The sequence below is a fragment of the Paenibacillus sp. CFBP 13594 genome, assembly GCF_014842675.1.
GTDB lineage: Bacteria > Bacillota > Bacilli > Paenibacillales > Paenibacillaceae > Paenibacillus > Paenibacillus amylolyticus_B.
Map to the genome: position 1 here is coordinate 1,295,967 of NZ_JACYVQ010000001.1, position 24,716 is coordinate 1,320,682.

Annotated in this window: 22 protein-coding genes; 6 read left to right on the forward strand and 16 right to left on the reverse strand. The window is 44.5% G+C overall.

The features are described from left to right. The first annotated feature begins 103 nt into the window (after nt 1–103). From IFU39_RS05770 to IFU39_RS05780, 3 genes are all read left to right on the forward strand, one after another. Complete coding sequence (locus IFU39_RS05770; protein WP_192131626.1) at nt 104–715, forward strand: TetR/AcrR family transcriptional regulator; 612 nt, start codon at nt 104–106, stop codon at nt 713–715. Nucleotides 716–741: 26 nt separating this feature from the next. Next, nucleotides 742–1,623, forward strand: coding sequence for an AraC family transcriptional regulator (locus IFU39_RS05775; RefSeq protein WP_192131628.1), 882 nt, complete (start codon nt 742–744; stop codon nt 1,621–1,623). A 108-nt stretch (nt 1,624–1,731) separates the two neighbouring features. Further along, on the forward strand, nt 1,732–3,012 hold the full coding sequence (locus tag IFU39_RS05780) for a glycoside hydrolase family 27 protein (protein ID WP_192131630.1): 1,281 nt from the start codon (nt 1,732–1,734) through the stop codon (nt 3,010–3,012). An 83-nt stretch (nt 3,013–3,095) separates the two neighbouring features. Here the strand turns inward: IFU39_RS05780 and IFU39_RS05785 are convergent, their stop codons facing one another. From IFU39_RS05785 to IFU39_RS05800, 4 genes are all read right to left on the reverse strand, one after another. After that, on the reverse strand, nt 3,096–3,470 hold the full coding sequence (locus tag IFU39_RS05785; protein ID WP_192131632.1) for a hypothetical protein: 375 nt from the start codon (nt 3,468–3,470) through the stop codon (nt 3,096–3,098). A gap of 122 nt (nt 3,471–3,592) precedes the next feature. After that, nucleotides 3,593–4,321 carry an amino acid ABC transporter ATP-binding protein gene (locus IFU39_RS05790; RefSeq protein WP_105598703.1) on the reverse strand — a complete coding sequence of 243 codons (729 nt, stop codon included), beginning with the start codon at nt 4,319–4,321 and terminating at the stop codon, nt 3,593–3,595. Further along, nucleotides 4,314–5,759 (reverse strand): amino acid ABC transporter substrate-binding protein/permease, encoded by a 1,446-nt coding sequence (locus IFU39_RS05795; RefSeq protein WP_192131634.1) that lies wholly within the window; start codon nt 5,757–5,759, stop codon nt 4,314–4,316. The genes IFU39_RS05790 and IFU39_RS05795 overlap by 8 nt, the downstream gene beginning before the upstream one ends. Nucleotides 5,760–6,101: 342 nt before the next feature. Beyond that, the gene (locus IFU39_RS05800) at nt 6,102–8,207 is read right to left on the reverse strand and encodes a serine hydrolase domain-containing protein (protein ID WP_192131636.1); all 2,106 of its coding nucleotides are present in this window, start codon (nt 8,205–8,207) and stop codon (nt 6,102–6,104) included. A 286-nt stretch (nt 8,208–8,493) separates the two neighbouring features. On the opposite strand from IFU39_RS05800, the gene pdxR reads away from it, so the two are divergent. After that, nucleotides 8,494–9,924, forward strand: a complete 1,431-nt coding sequence (pdxR, locus tag IFU39_RS05805) for a MocR-like pyridoxine biosynthesis transcription factor PdxR (protein ID WP_192131638.1) — start codon at nt 8,494–8,496, stop codon at nt 9,922–9,924. A gap of 45 nt (nt 9,925–9,969) precedes the next feature. Continuing rightward, nucleotides 9,970–10,590: an NAD(P)-dependent oxidoreductase gene (locus IFU39_RS05810; RefSeq protein WP_192131640.1), complete on the forward strand. Its 621-nt coding sequence runs from the start codon at nt 9,970–9,972 to the stop codon at nt 10,588–10,590. 135 nt (nt 10,591–10,725) lie between these two features. Here IFU39_RS05810 and IFU39_RS05815 read toward each other — a convergent pair whose 3' ends face one another. From IFU39_RS05815 to IFU39_RS05855, 9 genes are all read right to left on the reverse strand, one after another. Next, nucleotides 10,726–11,970 carry a serine hydroxymethyltransferase gene (locus IFU39_RS05815; RefSeq protein ID WP_192131642.1) on the reverse strand — a complete coding sequence of 415 codons (1,245 nt, stop codon included), beginning with the start codon at nt 11,968–11,970 and terminating at the stop codon, nt 10,726–10,728. 25 nt (nt 11,971–11,995) lie between these two features. Continuing rightward, entirely contained in the window at nt 11,996–13,201 is a 1,206-nt protein-coding gene (locus IFU39_RS05820; protein ID WP_181155406.1) for a benzoate/H(+) symporter BenE family transporter, read from the reverse strand. A gap of 19 nt (nt 13,202–13,220) precedes the next feature. Then, the gene (locus IFU39_RS05825) at nt 13,221–13,964 is read right to left on the reverse strand and encodes a YggS family pyridoxal phosphate-dependent enzyme (RefSeq protein ID WP_192131644.1); all 744 of its coding nucleotides are present in this window, start codon (nt 13,962–13,964) and stop codon (nt 13,221–13,223) included. A gap of 329 nt (nt 13,965–14,293) precedes the next feature. Next, entirely contained in the window at nt 14,294–15,226 is a 933-nt protein-coding gene (gene rbsB, locus IFU39_RS05830; protein ID WP_192131646.1) for a ribose ABC transporter substrate-binding protein RbsB, read from the reverse strand. Between the two features lie 14 nt (nt 15,227–15,240). Further along, on the reverse strand, nt 15,241–16,203 hold the full coding sequence (locus IFU39_RS05835) for an ABC transporter permease subunit (protein WP_370511443.1): 963 nt from the start codon (nt 16,201–16,203) through the stop codon (nt 15,241–15,243). A gap of 10 nt (nt 16,204–16,213) precedes the next feature. Then, nucleotides 16,214–17,695 (reverse strand): sugar ABC transporter ATP-binding protein, encoded by a 1,482-nt coding sequence (locus IFU39_RS05840; protein ID WP_192131648.1) that lies wholly within the window; start codon nt 17,693–17,695, stop codon nt 16,214–16,216. 14 nt (nt 17,696–17,709) lie between these two features. Next, entirely contained in the window at nt 17,710–18,111 is a 402-nt protein-coding gene (rbsD, locus tag IFU39_RS05845; RefSeq protein WP_192131650.1) for a D-ribose pyranase, read from the reverse strand. Continuing rightward, complete coding sequence (gene rbsK, locus IFU39_RS05850; protein WP_091016337.1) at nt 18,111–18,989, reverse strand: ribokinase; 879 nt, start codon at nt 18,987–18,989, stop codon at nt 18,111–18,113. The genes rbsD and rbsK overlap by 1 nt, the downstream gene beginning before the upstream one ends. Further along, complete coding sequence (locus tag IFU39_RS05855) at nt 18,982–19,971, reverse strand: LacI family DNA-binding transcriptional regulator (protein WP_192131652.1); 990 nt, start codon at nt 19,969–19,971, stop codon at nt 18,982–18,984. Before IFU39_RS05855 ends, rbsK begins: the two co-directional genes overlap by 8 nt. A gap of 274 nt (nt 19,972–20,245) precedes the next feature. Here IFU39_RS05855 and IFU39_RS05860 point away from each other — a divergent pair, with 274 nt between their 5' ends. Next, nucleotides 20,246–21,220: an EamA family transporter gene (locus IFU39_RS05860; RefSeq protein ID WP_192131655.1), complete on the forward strand. Its 975-nt coding sequence runs from the start codon at nt 20,246–20,248 to the stop codon at nt 21,218–21,220. A gap of 102 nt (nt 21,221–21,322) precedes the next feature. Here the strand turns inward: IFU39_RS05860 and IFU39_RS05865 are convergent, their stop codons facing one another. From IFU39_RS05865 to IFU39_RS05875, 3 genes are all read right to left on the reverse strand, one after another. Continuing rightward, complete coding sequence (locus IFU39_RS05865) at nt 21,323–22,465, reverse strand: DUF4309 domain-containing protein (RefSeq protein ID WP_181155404.1); 1,143 nt, start codon at nt 22,463–22,465, stop codon at nt 21,323–21,325. 294 nt (nt 22,466–22,759) lie between these two features. Next, complete coding sequence (locus tag IFU39_RS05870; RefSeq protein ID WP_105598692.1) at nt 22,760–23,893, reverse strand: serine hydrolase domain-containing protein; 1,134 nt, start codon at nt 23,891–23,893, stop codon at nt 22,760–22,762. A gap of 231 nt (nt 23,894–24,124) precedes the next feature. After that, nucleotides 24,125–24,709 carry a nitroreductase family protein gene (locus IFU39_RS05875; protein ID WP_105598691.1) on the reverse strand — a complete coding sequence of 195 codons (585 nt, stop codon included), beginning with the start codon at nt 24,707–24,709 and terminating at the stop codon, nt 24,125–24,127. Nucleotides 24,710–24,716: the final 7 nt, after the last annotated feature.

The following is a 24,716-nucleotide window of genomic DNA, read 5'->3' on the forward strand; positions in this document are numbered from 1 at the left end:
TCTTTTTTAACTCTTCATAATTATACTTACCGGTAAGTATAATTACAAGATGATTTTGCTAACCATCGTTATTTGTCATAAACTATTCATGGAGGGAAGTCCAATGACAGAAAAATCACACAAACGTTTGCCTGGAAGACCCAAACATGGCGATGACGATATCTCAGTTCAGCAAACGATTATTCATACAGCTTCAAAGCTATTCATGGAGTACGGCTACGAAACAGTCACACTTCAGCAAATTGGTAAAACATGTAACGTGTCAAAACCAACCATTTATTATCATTTCACCAGCAAACCAGAGCTTTTTAAGGTTGCCTTTACAACGATGTTACAAAATGTGAGCCGGTTAACCTCGCATATCCTTGATCAAGCCGAGAATCTGGAGTCGGGACTTGTGCGTTTGGCAGAGGCCAGACTGGCTAATCCACATGCGGAGATTGAAACCATGCTGAGAGAAGCTGAACCTTTTCTTGAACCAGCTCAAATTCAGGATATACGCAACGCGGAGCATCTGATTCACGAAGTGTTAGCCTCCCATTTCCAACGGGCAATGGATGAAAACAGACTGCGAACGGACGATCCAATTTTCCTTGCAGAGACCTTCTCGACATTGATGTTAATGGGTAATCGGGAAGATAACCTGCATAAATATGGTTCCAATCTTTCATTGGGCCAAAAGCTAGTAGAAATTTTCATTCGCGGAGCGCAATAAAATTCAGGGCAACAAGGAGAGCTGACATGAATATCCCTAGAGGAACGTATGGGTTTCGATTCGCCGAAGACAAGGAGCTCCAACTGTGCGTACTCTATGCGGCTGGAAGTGATTCAGTAACCGATCCGGCTTATCATTGGGATGGACTCGAACGTTCAGACGGGCCTCTCCTGTTATTCCAATATACCATTTCGGGTGAAGGTGTATTTGAGTCGAATAATCGCATTCATCATATTACCGCAGGACAAGCTTTTTTGGCAGAAATTCCGGGAGAACATCGCTATTACTACCATTCAACATCAAAAGAGCCTTGGGAGTTTCTATTCTTGCTGTTCAGGCCAACTCTTATTCTGCCCCATTGGCGAAAATTCCTTCGGGAAGCTGGAGAAGTTCCCTATTTACCCGCTGATTGCACACCGATCCGACTGTTGCGGATGATCGTGACTGATGCAGCGGCAGGCAGGATCACTGATCCTCTGATCGCATCATCCAGCGTATATCAGTTCATGACAGAATTGACCCGCTTACAGAAAACAACATTACGCAACAGGGAGAATTGGTCTGAAAACATTCAAATAGCCGTTGAATACATAGAAAACAACTACGCCAAGATGATCAGTATAGATCACCTTGCCGAGTATGTTTCCCTTTCCAAATATCATTTTATACGTCGTTTTTCCTCCAGTACGGGCTTGACCCCAGGTGTTTATCTGACCCGTGTACGCACAGAGAAAGCAATGGAATTGTTGCGCGGAACTACTCATAGTGTTGAAGTCATCGCCGAATACGTTGGCTATTCCAGTGGAAGTTATTTTATCAAAGCTTTTCGCAGTATAACAGGGGTTACACCAGGCGAATTTCGTAGTGGGGGTGAAAGCCTTGTATACCGTAAATTGTTCTTTGACTAACCGCAATATTATGCTATTCCACACTCAACATTACTGTAGATATTAATAAAATCCTTTATTATGATGAATTTAGCGAGAGCAATAATTAATCAGTAAAGGAGTATTCCCATGAATCATACGCTTGCAGCATCAACTCCACCGCTTGGCTGGAACAGCTGGGATTGTTACGGCGCTGCCGTTACGGAAGACGAAATTCGTGGCAACGCCGAGTACATGGCAGAACATCTTAAAGCATTTGGCTGGAGCTATATTACAGTTGACATTCAGTGGTACGAACCTTTGGCCAATTCTTCGCAATATCGTCCGTTCGTTCCACTAATCATGGATGAATATTCACGACTTATGCCTGCTGAGAATCGGTTTCCCTCCGCTGCAGGTGGACAAGGATTTAAGCCGTTAGCCGACTACGTTCATAGTCTTGGACTGCAATTCGGGATTCACATCATGCGTGGTATTCCACGTCAAGCTGCACATGCGGCTACTCCGATCCTGGGTTCAACCTCCACTGCGCGCGACATTGCTCATCCAAACTCCATCTGTCCATGGAACACAGATATGTACGGTGTCGATAGCTCAAAAGAAGGCGCGCAGGCCTATTACGATTCGCTGTTTGAACTGTATGCACAATGGGGCGTTGACTTGGTGAAAGTAGACGATATTGCTGCTTCCAGGCTCTACGATACCCATCAGCCTGAGATCGAAATGATATCCAAAGCGATTGAGCGCTCCGGTCGGCCCATGGTACTAAGTCTCTCTCCTGGCCCTGCTCCAGTAGAATACTCAGAATTCTTGGCTGATCATGCCAACATGTGGCGTGTCACGGACGATTTCTGGGACCTTTGGCCGCTGTTATTGGATATGTTCGACCGCTGCCGGACGTGGCAGGGCGTTCCCCAAGCAGGCTGCTGGCCAGACTGTGATATGTTGCCTTTGGGTCATATCGGTATCCGTTCTGTAGACGGTGGTGGAGCAGATCGCTGGACTCGGTTCACACCTGACGAGCAGTTGACGATGATGTCACTGTGGAGCATCTTCCGTTCCCCGCTCATTTTTGGTGGTGAACTGCGAGATAACGATGACTGGACACTATCCCTGTTAACCAATCGTGAGGTTCTGCGAATGCATCGCGAGAGTTATGGAGCCAAAGAAGCCTTACGCAAAGACGATCTTATTGTTTGGACTGCCCAGCATGCGGATGGTTCCTCTTACGTCGCTGTATTTAACACAGGAGAGAAATCTCTTCCCGTGGATCTGTCTTTTGATAAGGTCGGACTGTCCGGCATTACCGAAGGTACGGAGTTGTGGAGCGGAGAAGCAGCTGAATTTACAGAGAATTCCTTAGTTACGACTGTGCCATCACATGGTGTGCGTCTTTATCGCTTTTCCTAAGCTTGCAAAAGAAAAAGAGAGGTCCGTCGTTCATTAGACAGACCTCTCTCTCATTTCATGTTCATCGCTAGAATGGATTACATTCAGTTTCCATTCGATAGTCTATATGTATCCATGGCTTGAACGGCCAGATGAAATGCTTTAATCCTTCTTTCAAGAAGAGTCTTATGAGGGCTACCTTCTTTGGCCTTGGCATACATGCTCTCAAGGGATGGAAACAATCCAATTAAGACAAGTCGGGCTTCTGCTATATCTTCCTTGGTGTATGAATGAGCTTTTTGATTCCACTGTTTATCCAACAGTGCTAGACCAATGTAAAAAGCTTGGAGACGTTTCTGTAGCAATGTTGTGTTAGTACTTTTCTGAGTCATATTCACTAAAGCATTCTCCGATTTGCGGATGGTTGATTGAAAGGCTTTGATGGATTCCAGTTTGTCTTCCTGTGACACATTTTCCATGGAGTATAGACCTCACTTTCTTGGCTTAGTTATAATCGGTGGTTCTATTAAATCACCTCATAAATATAACAAAAAAAGCCGCTTAAATAGCGACTTTCAATGTGTTCACTCTCGATTCAGTGCTAGAGTACCTTCTCCAAAAAGCTGATCGTCCGTTCATTCTTCGGATTTCCAAATATCTCTTCAGGAGTGCCCTGCTCGACGATATAACCACCGTCCATGAAGATCACACGATCAGCTACTTCACGGGCAAAACCCATCTCATGGGTAACGATCATCATCGTCATGCCTTCGCTCGCGAGGTCCTTCATAACACCAAGGACTTCTCCTACCATCTCAGGGTCGAGCGCCGAAGTTGGTTCATCAAATAACATAACGTCCGGATTCATAGCAAGCGCACGAGCGATAGCTACACGTTGTTTTTGTCCGCCCGAGAGTTGACTGGGGAAACTATCCGCTTTATCAGACAACCCGACACGATCGAGTAGGCTAAGACCTGTTTTTCGAGCCTCTTCTGCGTTTAAAACCCCTAATTCTCTTGGCGCAAACGTTATATTTTTCAAGACGTTAAAATGAGGGAATAAGTTAAAATGTTGAAACACCATGCCGATATTTTCACGTGCTTTATTAATGTTGGTTTTAGGATCATTGAGATCCTGATCATCCACGATAACTCGACCAGCTGTGATATCTTCCAATTGGTTGATGCAGCGCAAGAAAGTACTTTTTCCTGAACCGGAAGGCCCGATGACACAGACCACTTCACCTTCGCTGACAGCCACATCAATTCCCTTAAGAACCTGATTTGTGCCAAAACTTTTTTTCAAACCTTCAACTTTAATTTTAGCCACGACGAACCTTCACCTCCAGATAATCAGCAATTTTGGTCAGTGTGATGATAACAATCAGATACATAACAGCAACCGTTAACCAAATGTCAAAAGAGGAGAACGTTCTTGCAATTACAATTTTACCCGATTGTGTCAGCTCTACGAGACCAATAACGGATAAGATGGACGTATCCTTCAGCGTGATAACCATCTGGTTAATGAAGGACGGAATCATAACACGCACTGCTTGCGGAATGACAATCTTAATCATTGCTTTGCGATAAGGAAGTCCCAATGAACGGGCAGCTTCCATCTGACCACGATCAATCGATTGAATCCCGCCTCGGATAATTTCGGTTACGTACGCCCCTGCATTCAGACTAAGTGTCAGAATAGCCGCCAAGAACAATGGCATTGTGAAACCCATCGCCTGTGGAATCCCGAAATAGATAAAGAATGCCAGGACAATCAACGGAATACCGCGGAAGATATCCACAAATACGGTGGCAACACCACGAAGGAATTTATTCTGTCCCACTTTCATAAATCCGAAAATCAGACCGATGATAAACGCGAAGAACAGGGACACAATCGTGTATAAAAGTGTTTTTCCCAGACCTTTAAAAAGTGCAGGAAGAGATTTCTGGATTAACTCCCAACGCCCCAGATTTGCGACTTGGGCATTCTCTCCAACATATTCTTCGATAATGCGCTTGTACTCACCGTTAGCTTTAATATTCACAAGACCAGCATTGAACATCTCCAGAAGTTCCTGATTTTTACCCTTACTTACCGCAAATCCGTAGGAAGCCCCGTCTTCTTTGGCGGTAACGATTTTTAAACCATTATTCTGCTTTACCCCATACCTTAGAACGGGTTCATCTTCAAAACAGGCCACCGAATTACCGGTCTTTACATCATCATACATTTGATATGATTCATCGAATGGGACAACGGTAAAGCCATATTTTGAGGCGATGGACTCAGCAAAGCTGTACCCTTCTGTTCCCGTTTTTACAGCGACCTTTTGTCCACGAAGATCTTCGTAACTTTTAATGGTATCATTATTGGAACTAATCCCCATAACAACGCCTGAATCATAATATGGCTCTGAAAAATCAAATTTTGCTTTTCTTTCATCCGTAATACTCATCCCTGCAATGACACCATCAACCTGATTGGCTTCAAGTGCCTGTACAGCTGCATTGAAACCCAGAGCTTTGATTTGATACTTAAAATTTTGATCTTTAGCGATGGCATCCAGTAAGTCCATATCGATACCAACAAAATCACCATTCTCATCTTCATATTCGAATGGAGCAAATGTGACATCAGTTCCAATAACATAGGTCTTACTGGAATTGGATGTTGCAGCGGCTTCCCCCGCCCACCCTGATAGACCGCTCACCAGGAGCAGCATCAGTGAAAGTATAAAAAATGAAATCTTCGTTGTTTTCATGTGTCCTCCCCGTCTCGGTGTTGTCCGAATAATCATTATTTTCTTTGGAATCGGTATTGCTATTAAACTTTTTGTCGATCTTCTACATATTTGATTGTTATTATTTACTGTATATTAACAATCAATGCTTTGCCTTTCCACTTGCAACATTTTCCTCCATCATTTTTTCCAACCAGTAAAAGCCCTCTTCATACTTACCCTTTAGGTAAGCTTTACGAAACCCAATATTACATCGCGAATCTGAAAAAAGTGCATTTACTTTAAAACGTATTATTTAAAATTTAAAACTCAAAAAAGCCGCGATTTCCGCGACTTTTTGTTGTACAGTTTTTTTATCATCTATTAATTTGCTCTGGTTGTCAATACAATCTCGAACTTCGAACCAGCTTCACCCGCGAACACAATGGTTCCGTTCTCAGGCAATACAATTTCGTTTTGTCCACTGACCACTGTATGATTAATGCCTACGCCCGCTTGGTTGTATACAGCAAATGCGCTGTTTGCAGACATCTTGACCGCCATTTCTTTACCGGCGACAGATGCCGGAATCGCAAACCATGTAGCATGACCATTTGCTTGAATTGTTGTCTTCGATTGTCTTCCCGCATAGATCGGTTTTATGATTTCTTGAGCAGCGTAGACATTGCCTCCAGCTGTAACGTATTCCACGCCATTTTCCTCATAGAAATTGAACTCCATCGTGTCACGTCCGGCTAATCCAGGAATTTGCAATTGGTTTACGGCTTGGTTAGCCCCAGTGATTTTATTGGTGTAGATATAACCAGGCAGCTCATTAAAAGTATGAATGGGAATGATCGGCATGGCTACATTGTACAAAGTTGATGTGTATTTTTCATTGACCAACACGTACGCTTTGCCTTCCCGTTTCTGCCATGCGGCCTTTACTTCTGCAGACAATTCATTAGTTTCAAGCTTTTCTGCCTTATATTCCGAAGAAGCAACTTGTCCAAGTCCGGGAACAGACTGATACGAGCGAGACCACAAGTATGTGTTTCCGTTGACTTCCTGAACGAATTTGAGCTTTTCCGTACCCTCATCATTAATGAATGAGCCATCAGCACTGTAAGTATATGTCTGATTAGTTCTGTTAGGAGACGACAGATAAGATATCGTCATTTGTCCGCCATCCTTCACGGTCAAGTTCATTAACATGTTTGCACCACTGCCATACGTACCCGTATGCTGTGTCAGTTCCTTCGGCATGGTTGTTTTCACCGGTGCATCATGTGTCTTCTCCGGCTTACGCTCTGGAATAATATTCTTTTCCTCAAGCGCACCAAGCAACAGTTCAGTTGCCAGCAATTGATCCGTTGAGCTGTGACCACCCGAAGAGGTTACGGCAGCAGCCATATTATACTCCGGAAGTACAATCAATGAGGAATGATAGGTGATTGTATTGCCACCTTTGCTTACTGCCTGGATGCCGTAATCATTAAAAGGAAACAGGTTCACACTGTCCCAGCCCAGGCCATAACCAATGGATGAATCCCCTTCTTCCGGCCACATGCCTCTCTTGTATTCTTCCTGTTCCATGGCCTCTACGGATTCCTTCGAAAGAACACCTTCAACCTCACCTGTAAAGATTTTCGAGAACTGAACCAGATCTTCAGCGGTGGAATAGATGCCTCCTGAGGCAATCATATTTGTAGTCTCTAATGGAAGTTTCTCCTCTTGTGACGGGGAATATGTTGCTGCCATCTGGCTAAGGTCCACAATATCCTGCGGTGTTTTAGTATGATCCATCCCAAGTGGTTCCGTTATGTAACGGTGCATGAAAGTGGTGAAACTCATGCCGCTGACGCGCTCAACCAGAATTTCAGCTAATGTAAAACCATCATTACTATACACCGAGTATGCGCCAGGATCGGCCTTCAGATGTTGCGTTCCCAATTGTTCCAGTAACGTATCATGTGCATAGGTATCATTATCTCCAAACAATATTGCACTGTTACTTGATGTTCCGAGAAGTCCGGATGAATGATTCAGTAACATGCGTGGTGTAATTTGTTGGTAACGCTTGTCTTTCATTGTAAAGTCCGGAATATACTTCACGACAGGCTCATCGAGATCAATCTTGCCTTGGTCAACAAGCTTCATAACGGCGGTTGTGAGCATCATTTTGCTGGTTGAACCAATGCCATACATGGTATCTGAAGAAAGCGGGATGTTGTTTTTCAGGTCATTTTTGCCTGCCTGACCGGTGATCACAATCTCACCATTCTCCATCAGTGCGTACTGCACACTTGTCGTAGCGTATGATTCAGTGAGTACCTTGACCTTTGCACTTACTGCCTTTTTAGTTAGATCATACGTAGGGCTACTACCTTTACTGATAGCGGGTGTGGCCATGGCCGACATTGGGGACATCATCGCAAACACCAAGGTTATGGCGGCAATCGTTGTTCGTTTCTTTCGTGTCAATCTCATCTTCTCCTGTCTAGTCTATGGATTAGGAATCTCTGTGTTAGTACTCCCGTAGTGTAACCGAAGAAGATGAACTGTCTGTGGCTTGAATATGAATCGAGTATGAACCAAGCAGGATCAACCCAAATAGGTTGGACACACGGTATAAATCGCTTTAGTCCAGCTTTTGTTTTGTTTACAAATTAAACTTTTGCTATAATGGTATATCAATCAATGGAGTGCCAATAACATGGCTAAGTACATAAATAAATGCAATCCATAATTCAGCATGAGTAATGGAGTTGAAGCAATGCTAAAAGTTAATCGGAATGACCAACGCCCGATCTGGCAGCAACTTCTGGATCAAGCGATTCATAATATTACAACCGGGAAATGGCAACCAGGCGAATTGCTACTCCCCTCACGCGAACTTGCTCAATTAATTGGTGTTTCACGCTCAACCATACAGATTGTGTACGAGGAATTATTCAGCCGAGGGTATACGGTAACCTCCCGACGAGCCGGGACTAGGGTTAGTGATTGGACTTATGCACCTCGTTCATCAGAAGACGTCACGATGCAAGGACCTATTCCGCCCGAACTGCCTACACTAAACAAATCGATTGGTCATCTGCATAGTTGGTTTGGCAATAGAGACAATCGCAAAATAGAAATCGATTTTAATCCCCACGAGCCTTATCTGGATGAAAGTTTCACAAAAGCCTGGAGGCAATCCTTTTTACAAGCTTCCACTGAACCTAATCTGGATATATGGGCTTATGGCGATGCCAGAGGATTACTGGCGTTAAGAGAACAGATTCAGCGTTATTTGTCACTTGAACGAGGCATTCATATCGATGTTGATCAAATCTTGTTAACCTCAGGTGCTCAACATAGCATTGATTTAATTGCCCAGGCACTCTTAAGTGAGGGAGACAGAGTTTCCGTAGAAGATCCCGGCTTCCCTGCCGCTTGGATGGCGATGAAATACCGCCGGATGCAAGTCGATCCCATTCCAGTCGATGAGTATGGATTAAGTGTAGATCATATTCACCCACAGACGAAACTTGTATTTGTCACACCTTCTCATCAATGCGCCGTTGGCGTTATTATGTCGGAGCCACGCAGGCAACAATTGATGCACTTGGCAGCTCATCATCGATATTGGATTGTTGAGGATGACTACGATAGCGAATTCAGGTACCGTGGAGATCCACTTCCAACTATATTTAGTCAACAACCTCAGAATACGCTTTATATGATGAGTTTTTCCAAAATGGCTGCACCAGGCATTCGACTATCCGCTATCATCGGTCCCAAAATAGCCATCAATCGCCTTACCCAAGTTCATGAATTAACCTATCGTCATCTGCCGATTATGGAACAATTAACGCTAACTCATTTTATTGAGCGTGGTCATTTTATGCGCCATATGAGAAGAGTTCGGAACATATATCGACGTAGACACGAAGTCATGACCAAAGCCATTGTTGCTTCAGGGCTAGGCTCACGATTTACATTAAGTGGTGTGGAGACGGGATTACATATGCTTCTGGAATCTGAAACGTCATTTGACGAAGAAGCGCTGACGAATGCCGCCCTTGATCAAGGTGTACGCGTGTATCCACTTAGTAGGTATTGCTTGGAGAGTCATCGAAAAGGATGGATATTAGGTTTTGCGAAAGTGGATGAGGAGCAGATTGAGGACGGCATACGCCGGCTTGCAAAGATTGTATTATGATGGAGAACATGCTCTCCAATCGGATTCGAAAGGATGTTTTTTGTAATGAAAATTTTAGTGTTGGGAGCCACCGGACGGGTTGGAAGTCATTTCGTCTCTAATGCCCTACGTTCCAATCATCATGTAACTGCACTGGTTAGAAGCCCGGAAAAGCTACAAATCAGCGATGACAATTTCGTTCTGCATCAAGGAAACGCTTTAGTCAAAGAGGATATTCATCACGCCATACAGGGTGTTGATCTCGTTGTTAGTTCCTTAAGTACCGATGGAACGACTACATTATCGCAATCCATGGGACATATTGTTGAGGCTATGGCTCAGGAGCGTATCAAAAGAATCATTACCATTGGTACAGCAGGAATATTGGAAAGTCGAACGGATCCTGGCTTGTTTCGTTTTCAATCCCCTGAGTCCAAACGTAAGTCCACGCGAGCAGCTGAAGAGCATCTGGAGATGTACAACATTCTCAAAGCTTCAAAGTTAGAATGGACCATCGTGTGTCCTACCTACTTATTTGATGGAGAATCCCTCGGTAAGTACCGGGTTGAGCGCGACTACTTGCCTGACGGTGGAACTTCAATATCTGTAATCGATACGGCAGAGTTTGCTTATCAACAATTAATGTCTGATGAGTATGTACAGTCACGTGTAGGCATAGCCTACTAGGGTGTCTCCTAAATCTCAATTAAGGTATATCTCTTCGTTCAAAAAAGTAAGTTTCAATATAAACAGGCAATTTACGAGCCTGCAACTGTTATCCATTAGGAACAATTGCAGGCTCTATTTGTGTCTGCTGTTGAGCTATTTAAGTCCTTCATATAGAGGGAATTGCGAAGTGATTTCGCGGACACTGCCTAATATCTGATTTTTCACCTTCGAACTCTTTGGATTTTTGAAAGCAAGCCCTATCAGCTGAGCAATTTCTTTCATTTCCCTGGCTCCAAGCCCTCTTGAAGTCATAGCCGGAGTTCCAAAACGAATACCGCTTGTAATCAAAGGACTTGCCGTATCGTGAGGGATTGCATTTTTATTCGCCGTAATCCCTACTCCATCCAGTAAAGCTTCGGCTTCTTTGCCTGTAAGGCCCATAGTTCGTAAGTCAACCAACACAATATGATTATCTGTTCCACCCGATACAAGGGTGAGCCCTTCATTCATTAAAGTTTCTGCCAATACGTTGGCGTTATTCAGAACACCTTCAATATATGTTGTGAACTCGGATTGCAATGCCTCACCTAATGCCACCGCTTTCCCCGCGATAACGTGCATGAATGGCCCGCCCTGAGTCCCCGGGAATACAGCTTTGTCGATCGCTTGTGCCCACGATTCCCGGCACAAAATGGCTCCCCCTCGTGGACCTCGCAAAGTCTTGTGCGTGGTGGTTGAGACAAAATGGGCATGCGGTACCGGATTAGGATGTAAACCCGCTGCGACTATTCCGGCTATATGTGCCATATCTACAAAGAAAAGAGCTCCCACTTCGGCGGCAATCTGGGCAAATAATTCAAACTCAATGGTCCGCGGGTATGCACTTCCACCTGCAACAATCATGCGTGGACGATACTTATAAGCAAGTTTACGTACTTCGTCAAAGTCAATGCGGCCCGTCTGTGCATCGACACCATATGGAACAAAATTGTAAAACCTACCTGAAAAATTAACAGTACTTCCGTGTGTTAGATGACCACCTTGGGATAGATTCATGCCAAGTATTGTGTCCCCAATCTCAACCGAGGCAAAATATACTGCCATGTTAGCCTGAGAACCGGAGTGAGGCTGCACATTCGCATGTTCAGCGCCAAAAAGTGCTTTAAGGCGACTATTTGCTATCTCTTCGACTGTATCGACATGCTCACATCCGCCATAATACCTTCTGCCCGGATACCCCTCCGCATATTTATTGGTCAATACCGAACCTGTTGCTTCCATCACAGCTTGACTTACAAAATTCTCTGATGCAATCAGTTCTATCGTATCCTGCTGCCTTCCAAGCTCTTGCTGGACAGCCATTCCTATTACTTTGTCTTGCTTCTCCAAATGTTTCATGAACATCTTCCTCTCAATATTACGGTTATTTATTCGTTCCAAATTGTTTTTTGGGGAATTTACTATTCATCAGTAGATGTGCCATCATTCCTGCAAACAGTCCCCAAAATGCACCACCCACACCAAGCAAAGTCACATTCGCTGCTGTCGCCAAAAACGTAATCAATGCAGTTTCACGTCCCTTTGGGTCCGTTAATGCATTGGCAAGACTGCCACCGATGGTTCCAAGTAAGGCCAATCCCGCTAATGTTGCAATAAAAGTAGCAGGAAGAATCAAAAACAGAGCAGCCAATGTTACGCCAAAAATGCCGACAAAAATATAAAAAACACCACAAGCAATACCTGCAATATACCGCTTCGTTGAATCCTCATGTGCATCTTTCCCTGTACAAATCGCTGCTGTAATAGCTGCCACATTAAAAGCATGTGATCCGAATGGGGCTGCAAGAAGCGAACCCAAACCTGTTACAGCTAAAATAGGATTGGCACTTGTCTTGAATCCATCATTACGCAGAACAAGCATTCCGGGCATATACTGCCCTGTCAAGGTAATAATGAACAGCGGTAACGCAACGCCAAGTAAAGCATTTAACGAAAATGCTGGAACAACAAATACAGGCGATGCTACAGCCAATTGGATCGTACTGAAGTCTGTTTTCCCCATACATATCAAATAAATCAAACCTATTGCCAATATGCCAACAATGGCGTAACGGGAAGTAAATCTTCTTAGTACGATATAGCCTGCAAACAGTACAATCACAAGCAAAGGATCTACCTTCGCCCCTCCAAAGGCCGAAATACCAAACTGTAGTAAAATGCCAGCTAACAATCCGGAAGCGATGCCTGGGGGAATAAGTCGAACGAAACGTTCAAACATGCCTGACAAACCTAAAATAATAAATCCGACTGCTGAAATCATGTAAGCGCCAATAGCTTCTGGATAAGGGGTTACCGCTAATGCTGAAACGAGAAACGCCACACCCGGTGTAGACCAGGCTGTAATAATCGGTTCCTTGTACCGATAACTGAGCCAAATTCCTGTCACTCCTACCCCAATCGAGATGGACCAAATCCAGGAAGCGGTCATTTCCGGGCTTAAACCAGCCACTTTTGCAGCTTGAAAAACAAGAATAAACGTACCCCCGTAATTCACAATTACGGATATTAAAGCGGCGATCATAGGCGATATCAAATCACGGCCACGTAACGAAGGGGATGCTGTCTTCATATTTAACACTACCTCTCACTTAATCATCGATGCGTGTGTTTTCATTCCAGTAATACTCGTCCGGTAAGTAGCGTTGACCAAATACACTTGTCCCTACCCGGATCATTGTAGCTCCTTCTTCTATGGCGACTTGGAAGTCACCAGACATACCCATCGATAAAATATCCATTTCTACGCGTGGAATATTTTTCTCTTTAATCTGTGTACGGATCTGGTTTAACAATCGAAAACAATGTCGTGTTTCTTCGTTCGTCGCATTCAGTTTTCCAATGGTCATTAAACCTTTCACATTTAATGTCTCGAATTGAGACAACTGTTCTACAAGCTCAACGGCTGTTTCTGGAGATGCGCCAAATTTACTTTCTTCGTAGGACGTATTAATTTGCACAAGAATGTCTAAGGTCTTATTCTCTTTGACAAGCTGGTTATGTAACGCCTGACCCAGTTTCAGACGATCTACGGAATGGATGAGCGTAACATATTTAATAACGTCTTTTACTTTATTCGTTTGCAGATGTCCGATAAAATGCCATTCCACCTGTTCGTGTTGCTGCATAAGTGGAAATTTGTCCCGAAGTTCCTGAGCTTTGTTTTCTCCGAACAGAACCTCACCTGCTTGAATCGCTACCTCTAGTTTCTCAAGCGATACCGTTTTGGTCGCGAGCAACAACTGAATTTCCTCTAAGTTGCGACCGGAAGCCTGGCAGGCCAGTGCCATTTGCTGTCTTACAGTTTGGAGATTTTCTCCTACTAGATGTTTCATGTCAGCTACCTTCTTTCTATTCCAAACAGGAATGAATAATTGAGATTAGCTCCTCCTATGTATTGTGAAGATTGTGTAGAACGTCATGCTAGTATAGCAACCCATGGATTGGATATACATATCCAAAAAAGCTCTTTTTGAGCAATCCAAAGTTATAAAAGTGGATATTAATTCAATTGGGGCACCTTTAATATGCTTTTAAAAGTTAATAATCTGATTGATGTGATGCCCACACGCTTCTTCTAAAATGAAAAAAGCCGCTAATTTAGCGGCTTGGTTTAGTTTTAGTCCTATGTTCATGTCCAAAAAGATACATGTTACATGATGATTTACTCGTTCACATTTTCCTTGGTTACCAGCTTCAATTCAGCCGGAATCGATGGCTCCACCTGCTTGCCACTGAGCACATCCAGAGCTGCTTGCAGCGCCAGTTGACCAATCAGTATAGGCTGCTGAGCGACTGTTGCTGTCAATTTCCCATCCTGAATGGATTTGATTGCATCATCATTGCCATCGAATCCGATGACCGGAATGTCTTTACCTGAGCTTTGAATCGCTTCAATCGCACCCAGTGCCATCTCGTCATTATGGGCAAATACGGCCTGCACGTCAGGATTACCCTGAAGCAGATTCTCCATGACATTTAATCCTTTGGACCGATCAAAATCAGCAGATTGTTTGGAAACCACATCGAGTTGCTTGTCAGCCACTTCATGGAAACCTTTACCCCGTTCTCTTGTTGCGGAAGCGCCAGGTACACCCTCAAGTTCAATGACTTTTGCTCCCTCACCCAGTTGTTCCACAAAATATTCAGCTGCCATGCGTCCACCTTTAACGTTATCAGATGCCACTAGTGCCGCCACTTCGCCTTTATCTGCGGAGCGATCCAGCGTGATCACGGGAATGCCAACACTATTCGCGGATTGAACCGCTGTGGAGATCGCTGCAGAGTCCGCGGGGTTAATCAAAAGTGCACTAACGCCTTGCTGAATGAGATCATCCACATCATTGGTTTGTTTGGCCGAATCGTTCTGCGCATCCACCACGATGACCTGTATTCCCTGTTTTTTGGCTTCAGCCATTACCCCGTCCTTCAGTGATACAAAGAATGGATTGTTTAGTGTAGATATCGACAAACCTATTTTCTTCTGTCCGTTACTTTTGTTTGGGTCAGGTTTCGCCCATTCCGGTGGCTCCAGAGAGCACCCGGCCAGAACGATGATCATCAGCATACTTATGAGTGTTACAGTCCACTTTTTCATATTCGCTTCTCTCCTTATGCTGTTTTCTTGCGGTCCAGCAGGACGGCAATGGCAATGACGATACCTTTTACAACCATTTGATAAAATGAGTTTACTTCAAGCAAGTTCAATCCATTATTCAATACGCCGATAATCAGAACACCGATCAATGTACCAACGATGCGTCCACGTCCTCCAGCCAGACTTGTACCACCCAATACAACTGCTGCAATTGCATCCAGCTCGTAGGATGTACCTGCCGTTGGTTGCGCTGAATTCAAACGCGATGTCAGAATTGCACCTGCCAGAGCAGCGAGCATACCTGTCAGGGAGTAGATCATAATTTTCACGCGATTAACTTTGATACCCGAGATAATGGAAGCTTTCTCATTACCACCGATGGCGTACGTTTTACGGCCAAAAGCTGTTTTATGCAAAACAATCCATAGAATCATGAAGGTAATCAGCATCGTGATTGCAGGTACCGGAATACCCAGCAGGTAACCGCGGCCGAACAATTGGAACAGCAGGTTATCCCCGAGGCCTGTAATTGGGTTACCATTTGTGTACACCAATGTCAGTCCTCTGAATATCGTCATGGTAGCGAGTGTGGCGATAAACGGAGCCATTTTACCTTTGGTAATCATCAGTCCGTTCACCATACCCATGACACCACCGAGTGCTACACCGATAATGATGGACAAGATCGGATCGAGGCCAGACAACATCATATTTGCTACAAAAGCACTGGATAAAGCCAGGATTGAGCCGACCGACAGATCAATTCCACCCGTTAGGATCACAAACGTCATACCGAAGGCAATCAGCGCATTAATCGAGACTTGACGCAATAAATTCAAGATATTAAGCGGTTCCAAGAAACTTGGATTCAACACCGATACGATGAGAATAAGAATGATTAAGCCAAGCAGCGGTCCCAATTTTTGTATCACGTTTGAGAAACGGAAGCCGCTTTTAGCCGTTTTGTTTTCCTGCATTGTTGTCATATCACTGTCCCCCTGTGGCCAATGTCATAATGTGTTCTTGTGTTGCTACTTCCCTTGCAACCTCGCCACTGATGTGTCCCTCATGCACAACCGCGATCCGGTCACTCATGCCAAGCACTTCAGGTAGCTCCGACGATACCATGATGATTGCAACGCCGCGGTCAGTCAGTTCATTCATCAATTCATAGATTTCGCGCTTCGCCCCGACATCCACTCCGCGGGTAGGTTCATCCAGGATAAGCACGCTTGGTCCGATCCCAACCCATTTCGCGATAACCACCTTCTGCTGGTTACCCCCCGATAGATTCCTTGCCGCCGTCTCGGAGGATTGTGTTTTGATCTGTAGACGTTTGATCAATGTATCTACGAAGTCTTGTTCTTTCGAAGTTGAGATGAAACCTTTGTTTGAGAAACTGAACAGATTCGTCAACGCCATATTCTCGCGAATAGAGAAGTCTAATACCAGCCCTTCATCCTTGCGGTCTTCTGTAATAAACCCGATTCCATGTTTCACTGCATCTGCCGGTTTACGAATGTTCGCTTTTTTGCCGCGGATGAAGATTTCACCGCTATCCAACGTATCCAAACCGAAGATTGTTCGCATAATCTCGGTTCGTCCAGAACCCATAAGTCCTGAGAAACCAAGTATTTCTCCCGCTCTCACAGTGAAGTTAATATTCTCGAACAACCCTTTACTGCTTGCATTCCTTACTTCCAGAACAACTTCACCATAAGAAGGATTCCGGACAGGATAACGCTCTGTAAGTTCACGACCTACCATTTTCCGCACCACTTCATCAAAGCTTGTCTGTGGAATTGGCTGAGTGTCTACCGTTCTGCCGTCACGCATAATGGTAATCCGGTCACAGATCGTGAATATCTCCTCCATGCGGTGAGAAATATACACGATGGATACTCCGTCCTTCTTCAGTGAGCTGATTACACCAAACAGTTTCTGTATCTCGCGCTCCGTGAGTGCCGCTGTTGGCTCGTCCATAATGATAACCTTGGCATCTGTCATAAGTGCTTTGGCGATTTCAATCATCTGCTGCTGCCCGACAGAGCATTCTCCCGCAGGACGTTCCAGTGGTATGTCTACGGAAAGCTTGGCAAACTGTTCTTTGGCAAGCGCTCTCATTTGTCTTGTATTAAGCAACCCGATGGATGATGTCATTTCCTTACCAATAAATAGATTATCCAGCACCGTCATTTCAGGCCATACATTCAGCTCCTGATGGATAAAGGTGATACCTAGTTTCTCGGCTTCCTTCGGACTTGCAAAATAGTTTTCTTCTCCGTCTATCGTGATGGTTCCCTGATCTCGCTCATGGAGACCAATCAGAATGTTCATCAGTGTGGATTTACCGGCTCCATTCTCCCCCATTAAGGCATGAACTTCACCATCTTTTAATTCAAAATCCACTCCGCTCAGCACCTGGTTGGTGCCAAACGCTTTGTGAATGTCTTGCATCTGAATGTGCATTACGCAACCTCCTTTTAACCGAAATGGACTCCCGATTGTAAAATGCAATTGCCATAGGGTGTGGCTTCACCTGTGCGGATAACAGCTTTCACTTGCCGTGTTAATGCTTTGAATTGTTCGTGGCTGACGGAAGCATCGATTGCTTCTTCCCCGAATTTCTCCTTGATGAATTGCATGGCTACGGGATTGCCTTCGCGAATCTCTTCAGCCACAATGACTTTCTCAATGACCATATCTTCTGCAATCGCTTCTACCACTTCGCGAAAACTTGGTGTTCCCAGTTTGAGGGCCAGATCTATTTTGAGCACCCCGTCCGGTACTGGCAGACCTGCATCCGCAATCACAATCAAGTCCGTATGGCCCAGATCAGACAGAATCTTGGAGATGTGACTATTTAACATGCCATTTCTTTTCATTACAAGCTCTCCTCTACTTCATCACGCGTCGGCATGCCGCCCTGCGCTCCGAACTTGGTGACGGACAACGATGCAGCCCGATTGGCGAAGCGTATACTCTCTTGCAACGCTTTTCCTTCAGCCAAAGCAACTGCAAATGCGGCGTTGAACGTATCCCCTGCCCCAGTAGTATCAACAGCCTCAACTTTATAAGTTGGGACTAGAATTTCCTCAGTGCCATCAAAGTAACGTACACCTTTACTGCCCTCCGTGATGAACAACTTGTTTGGATACTGACGTAATGCCTGTGCCGGACTCATGCCCTGAAACAAAATCTCAGCTTCATGCTCGTTCGGCGTGATATATGCGGCATTGTCGATCACTTGTTGCGGTAATGTTCTCGCCGGAGCGGGATTAAGCAGCAGGGGTGTTCCAAATTCTGCACACAATGCACTCACATGCACAACCGTTTCCTCCGGAATTTCCTGCTGAATTAATACGATATCTGCACCGCGGATCACTTCAGCTGCTTCATCGACATATGCAGGAGTGACTTCACGATTCGCCGCTTCAACCACTACGATACTATTATCACCTTCCGCCAGAATGATATGAGCCGTTCCACTTTCTAAATGTGTAACCGGTTTCACATTTTGCGTATTTACAGCATTTGCTCTAAAGTTCTCTACAATATCTTTGCCAAAAGCATCGTCGCCTACCCGGCCGATCATCGCAACCTCGGCACCCAGTCGTGCAGCGGCAACAGCCTGATTGGCTCCTTTGCCACCTGGAACCGTTTTGAAGCTGTCGCCAAGAACGGTTTCACCCGCCCCCGGCCGTCTTGACGAAGTAACAACCAGATCCATTGAACTGCTTCCTATTACACATATTTTAGCCATCTGATTTCACCCTTCTCGTAGTGCCCCGTTCGATGAAACTTACGGGTAACTGTATGTTTTTGTTCTCTACTGCAGCTTGTTCCACAAGCTGGATAAGTAATCCCGCCGCTTCTCTTCCCATCTGGTATGCTGGCTGATGGATAGTCGACAGCGCCGGCGACAACAGGCTGCTCATTGGAATATCATCGAAACCGATCACTTGTACGTCATCGGGAACTTTTCTTCCAACTCGTGCTGCCTCATGCAGTACTGCCATGGCTGCAATGTCATTGCTGGCAATGACCCCGTCTGTGTCCGCATACTTCCTGAATAATTCTTCAGCCCATACACCTGCCTCGTTAATTGAAAATGAGGTCGTCTGGATCACCCGGTAGTCTAACCCAGCATCACGGATGATTTCAATCGCTCCTTCAAAGCGATCTTGAGCGGGTCTGATCTGTGACGGTCCCTGCATAACTGTGATCCGGCGACTGCCGCGTTTGATTATCTCCCTTGCAGCTAGTCTTCCACCTTCCCTGCCGTCCGCATACACGGATGGACGATCGAGTGATGTTCTGTCCAGAAACACAACGGGAATCTTCAGGTTTTCATATATTGAAGAATGAGGGTAGTTCGTTGAAGAGATCACACCGACCACGTTGTTCTGGATAAACGTCTGGATGTAATCCTGCTCCTTCCGTTCATCCTCATCACTATTTCCAAATATCAGTCTATAATCCTGCTCTTGCATCCGGTCCTCTACGCCGCGGGCCAACTGCGGGAAGTAAGGGTTGGCAATATCCGGCAACAACAGGCCAATCAGTTTGGACTTGCGTTTATATAATGAGCGGGCCACTTCATTTGGCGAAAAATTAAGCGCCTTCACAGCATCTTCCACTTTCTTGCGTGTGTCGGCATGAACATAACCTCTATCATTAATGACTCTGGACACGGTGGCAACAGATACGCCAGCCAGTTGAGCTACGTCTTTAATTGTTTTCATAAGTTGCTCTCCTCTATGTGTAACCGGTTACAGACATTAAATTATCATATTATTTTCGATTTGACAAGCGTTTTCATTCTGGAAATTTCTCCAAGTAAACATGAAAGTACATTGAAATTCATCTGTAACCTGGCTTCTTCCCGTCTTATTCAGTCTTCTCAGCTATATTAAGGAGTTAATTATCATTACAAATATTAGCGATATGTGATATGGTCAGTGAGGATAGTAGATTCGTACATACATATGTGCATGAAATGCGAGGAGAAGATTGAGAGTGATAGAGAGAAATACCCTTGAAAATCAAAAACCGAGTAAATTTAGTGATCCCATTTTTGTCATGCTCATAGCGAGCCTTTGTTGTTTGTTATGGGGAAGTGCGTACCCGTCCATCAAACTTGGATATATCGCATTTAACATTCTGCCGGAAGACATTGCTTCCAAATATGTATTTGCTGGATATCGATTCACACTGGCGGGCTTGCTGCTATTGCTCCTGTCTCGTATCGTTAGAAAAGAGAAGCTTCAATTGTCCCGGCCTCAGTGGACAAGCCTTATCATGTTAGGTATATTGCAAACCGGTTTGCAATATATGTTTTTCTACGTTGGCGTAGCCAATACAACGGGTGTCAAAGGCTCCATTATGAATGCAACGACAACCTTTTTCAGTGTTGTTCTGGCCCATTTCATCTATAAGAACGACAAATTAAGCAGAAATAAAATCGTTGGCTGCTTGCTCGGATTCGTTGGCGTCATTATCGTAAACTTCCATACGGATCTGCTTGCTTTTTCCTTTTCATTCACAGGCGAAGGCTTCGTTATTATAGCGGCACTTGTTTTTTCCGTTACAGCCCTTTACGCAAAACGTCTCACCGCCACCATCGATGTTCTGATCATAACAGGTGTCAGCTTATTCGTCGGGGGACTGGTGCTTACGCTGTTAGGTCTATCACTCGGCGGTCGAGTCACCCATTTCACCCTGGAATCCACCAGTAACTTGATCTACCTGGCTTTGCTGTCCTCCGTCGCATTTTGTCTATGGAATATGCTTCTCAAGTATAACAAGGTCGGAAGAGTGTCTGTATACAACTTCCTAATTCCTGTGTTTGGCGCATTGTTATCAGCGTTATTCCTCGGGGAAACGATCTTGGAACTGAAAAATCTGGCCGCATTGCTGTTTGTATCCGTTGGCATTTATTTAGTCAATCGTGTACGTTCTGTGCAAACCTCTAATAACACTCCAATAAAATAGACTACGCGTCCCAATTTCATAGATAACAAAAAAAGCCGCTAATTAGCGGCTTTTTTTGTACATACCAATACGATATACTTTTTGTTTTTACGATGTTATACCTTAATATATACTCGTAAAATCAATCAAGTCCTCTTCTTCCTCATAAGTGAATACAATGGCGTGATTACCCAATTGGTATACCATCTCATAACCAACCACGACTTCATTGTAATATTCTGAGGAAGGTTTTCCCATCCATATTTTCACATTCCGTGGTGAAAGATTCTGCTTTTCATTGTACAAATCAAAAACGGCAATACGTGATTTATTGGTAAGCTCGTGCATGTATGAATCAAATCCGACGCCGAATTTAGAATAAAAATAGTACGCTCCCCATTCCCCGTTTGAACGAGAATTTGGTTTCCCCAACTTTTTTTGCGCATTTTGAAGCGTCATGCCAATCTTGATGTCCGTCCGACCTGGCAATACACCCTTTAAAGCGGCTTCCTTTAGGCTTTTCAGGTAAGCGCGATCGCCAACACCCGAGTTCGGCCAAGCATCTGAACGGAGGTTACGTGTATCTTCCAACTGCAATACCAATTTGTTCACATTCAGCTTAAACGTATCAACTCCATAGACAAATTGAAGGTTGTTGTAATTTTTGAACTGCACTCGGGCACCTGAAAGAGTACGGATTCCATCATCTCTGCTTGCAGAGTAGGAATCGTCGATTTTTTTTCCCTTATTATCGACATATGTTACACGGCGCAATTCCCCGGAACGAACAATATACGTTTTCACCTCATTGAAATTAGAAGTTCCCCAATCGGTGATCATCAGCATGTCTGGTGTACTAGCCTCTTTGCTTTTCACAACAAAGTTCCAGGTTTGAGGCAAAATAATCGTATTCAGATCCAGTTTTGCTGCCTGAACAGTTCCGTATGCTGCACCTTTTTTCAGCAAGGCCGCACGATACGTACCTGAATAGCTCTTATCGCCTTTTTTATTGTTGGTCCAACCATTTTCTTCGGTCAGTGTTCTCTTCTGTTCATCATAAGCGAAAATATAAACGGTGTAAGCCGTTTGTTTGGCATCACGAAGCGTAAATGAAAGCCGGCTCATACTTTCGAGCTGTTTGGCGGAGATTTGCTCTCCTTTGGCAGCAGCATTGGGTGGTAACAGAAGCAATGCGCTCAGAACATAGCCGATTAAGGTTAGTAGGGCCAGAGAAGCCCATTTTGATTGGTGCTTAGGGTGTATCATTGATGACTCTCCTTTGAATAAAAAAATAAACATCTAAAAGCTCATTTCTAATTTTGAATCGTGCATAATCTCAACATTTTAATAGATCTTGCTAGAGTGTACTTTTGATCAAACTATGTAATTAATATAGGTTTATATTCAATAAGCATATCCTCCTGCTAGTACTATTTTCCTAAGAATGATAACATACCCTTTCCAATAAAGAAATAACAATCTAATTAATAGATTTCGAATCATATAACATAAAAAGCCGCTATTTAGCGGCTCTTCAAGTAACTTCGAATACGATATGATTTATAGACAGGAGTAAACCACATTACGTAAGCGTCGTTGAACGTATGGTTCCTGACTATTCAGCAGGTGCTGTGCATACATGACTGTAAGCTCTGAATCCGGATCAATAATAGCCATACAGCCAGCAGCGCCGCTCCATCCAAATTCGCCAATTGGACTCAGTGAGCCGCTTCCTGCTTTGGAGATATGTGTGCGAACACCCAATCCATAGCCGTATCCATACATATGATCCCACGAATAATCAGCACGAGTCATCTCGTTCAGGTGGTCCGTTCGCATCAGTTCCACTGAAGCTTGTGACAGAATGCGCACGCCTTCGGGACTCGTACCATGCCCAGTAAGCGCGTTCAGAAAACGTGCATAATCGCTAACGGTTGACAATAATCCTGCACCGCCGCTTTCCAGCTCCGTACCTACTCGGAATCCATTACCATCCATACGTACAGCCTTTTCAAGCTCATCGTTGTAAGCATACTGTGGAATCAGGCGCTTCTGCTGCTCATCGTTCAGATTGAATGCTGTATCGTTCATGCCAAGGGGTCCGGTGATTTCGTCCCGCAGATAGGTACCAAAGCGTTTGCCACTTACCACTTCCACCAAGGCTCCCAGCACATCATGGCACATGCTGTAATTCCAGTGTGTCCCTGGTTCAAATAACAACGGTTCTTTCGCAAGCGCTCTCGCGAAGTCGCGTGTTGGCAATGTTCCATCGGTGCTTTTTACAGCTTCTTGGATGCTTGGACAATCAACGTTATACGAGAACCCGGCAGTCATGGTGAACAAATCACGTACTGTAATGGCTCTTGTCGCCTTTTCCAGTCGGATCTCCCCGTTCGCCATCGTTTTTTTCACCGTCATCTCAGCGTACTCTGGTAGATAATCAGACAAGGGATCGCTTAACAGCATTTCCCCTTTCTCCACCAGTTGCAGCCCTGCCACGCAAGTCATGATTTTGGTCATGGAGTATAGATTGAAGATCGCTCCATCACCGATAGGTGTTTTCTCTTCCAGATTGGCGTATCCATTACGATAATGGAAAACGGTATCATTTCGATGCATCACCAGCACCTCTGCCCACGGTATACGCCAGGATGTAATGCGGTCGATAAATGAAGCAAGCGGTTTAAAGTCCATTTTTTCCCGTCCTTCTATGTAAAATCGTTTATCATATTGCGATGTGGTCCATATTCAATCCCACAATCGACATAGTAATAATATACGACCTTTTACAACGATTGACCACCACCTAAATGGCCTCAACCATCCATTTATTGACCGCCGAATTTGTATTTCACTTCGTTCATGATTTGGCAGGCAGTGTGAGATAACATTAATCAGAAACAGTTTGAACTCCTCAATGTCTTACTACTGTACTTCTGCTATTGCCGTGGAGACAAAGGTCATCAATTCTTCTACGGGTGTGCGAGGACGAGGTTTTGGAACCTTGTTTGTATCAAAATACCCCAGATGAAGTGTGCCAATGATTCTCTCCCCTGCTTTTACACCTGTCTTGGCGTAGAAATCAGGGTCAAAATTATATTCATTCGTCTTCCACACTACGCCGATCTCCTGCTCCCATGCCAGGAGTTGAATATTTTGAATAAGGGCAGCACTAGCACCCACAGCATCTTCCCATACCCGTTGTCTCGGATCAGCCTCAATTACAACCAGCAGATGGGCTTGGATAGACTCACAGTAGTCTTTTTGCAGCTTCTCTGTCCAACGCTCCCGCTCATCTTTGGAAAACGTATGTAGCACTGCATCAGCAAATTGCTTCCGACCTTCCTCTACAAATAATATGAAGCGCCATGGCTCTTTGCGGGAATGAACAGGTGCCCACACGGCCGCTTCCAGCAAGTGCATGATCATTTCTTTCGCCAGCGGTTTGCCGTTGAACTGACGAATGGTTCTTCGTTCACGAATAATCTTTTCCATTACAGACGTTTCCAAAAGGGGA

What these genes read in the sequence shown, in the direction of transcription:
- IFU39_RS05800 (WP_192131636.1), bottom strand. Translation starts at nt 8,207, where the DNA reads ATGAGATTGACACGAAAGAAACGAACAACGATTGCCGCCATAACCTTG.
- IFU39_RS05795 (WP_192131634.1), bottom strand. Translation starts at nt 5,759, where the DNA reads ATGAAAACAACGAAGATTTCATTTTTTATACTTTCACTGATGCTGCTC.
- IFU39_RS05865 (WP_181155404.1), bottom strand. Translation starts at nt 22,465, where the DNA reads ATGATACACCCTAAGCACCAATCAAAATGGGCTTCTCTGGCCCTACTA.
- IFU39_RS05855 (WP_192131652.1), bottom strand. Translation starts at nt 19,971, where the DNA reads ATGAAAACAATTAAAGACGTAGCTCAACTGGCTGGCGTATCTGTTGCC.
- IFU39_RS05815 (WP_192131642.1), bottom strand. Translation starts at nt 11,970, where the DNA reads ATGAAACATTTGGAGAAGCAAGACAAAGTAATAGGAATGGCTGTCCAG.
- IFU39_RS05780 (WP_192131630.1), top strand. Translation starts at nt 1,732, where the DNA reads ATGAATCATACGCTTGCAGCATCAACTCCACCGCTTGGCTGGAACAGC.
- IFU39_RS05810 (WP_192131640.1), top strand. Translation starts at nt 9,970, where the DNA reads ATGAAAATTTTAGTGTTGGGAGCCACCGGACGGGTTGGAAGTCATTTC.
- IFU39_RS05820 (WP_181155406.1), bottom strand. Translation starts at nt 13,201, where the DNA reads ATGAAGACAGCATCCCCTTCGTTACGTGGCCGTGATTTGATATCGCCT.
- pdxR (WP_192131638.1), top strand. Translation starts at nt 8,494, where the DNA reads ATGCTAAAAGTTAATCGGAATGACCAACGCCCGATCTGGCAGCAACTT.
- IFU39_RS05870 (WP_105598692.1), bottom strand. Translation starts at nt 23,893, where the DNA reads ATGGACTTTAAACCGCTTGCTTCATTTATCGACCGCATTACATCCTGG.
- IFU39_RS05785 (WP_192131632.1), bottom strand. Translation starts at nt 3,470, where the DNA reads ATGGAAAATGTGTCACAGGAAGACAAACTGGAATCCATCAAAGCCTTT.
- rbsD (WP_192131650.1), bottom strand. Translation starts at nt 18,111, where the DNA reads ATGAAAAGAAATGGCATGTTAAATAGTCACATCTCCAAGATTCTGTCT.
- rbsK (WP_091016337.1), bottom strand. Translation starts at nt 18,989, where the DNA reads ATGGCTAAAATATGTGTAATAGGAAGCAGTTCAATGGATCTGGTTGTT.
- IFU39_RS05770 (WP_192131626.1), top strand. Translation starts at nt 104, where the DNA reads ATGACAGAAAAATCACACAAACGTTTGCCTGGAAGACCCAAACATGGC.
- IFU39_RS05775 (WP_192131628.1), top strand. Translation starts at nt 742, where the DNA reads ATGAATATCCCTAGAGGAACGTATGGGTTTCGATTCGCCGAAGACAAG.
- IFU39_RS05835 (WP_370511443.1), bottom strand. Translation starts at nt 16,203, where the DNA reads ATGCAGGAAAACAAAACGGCTAAAAGCGGCTTCCGTTTCTCAAACGTG.
- rbsB (WP_192131646.1), bottom strand. Translation starts at nt 15,226, where the DNA reads ATGAAAAAGTGGACTGTAACACTCATAAGTATGCTGATGATCATCGTT.
- IFU39_RS05825 (WP_192131644.1), bottom strand. Translation starts at nt 13,964, where the DNA reads ATGAAACATCTAGTAGGAGAAAATCTCCAAACTGTAAGACAGCAAATG.
- IFU39_RS05840 (WP_192131648.1), bottom strand. Translation starts at nt 17,695, where the DNA reads ATGCACATTCAGATGCAAGACATTCACAAAGCGTTTGGCACCAACCAG.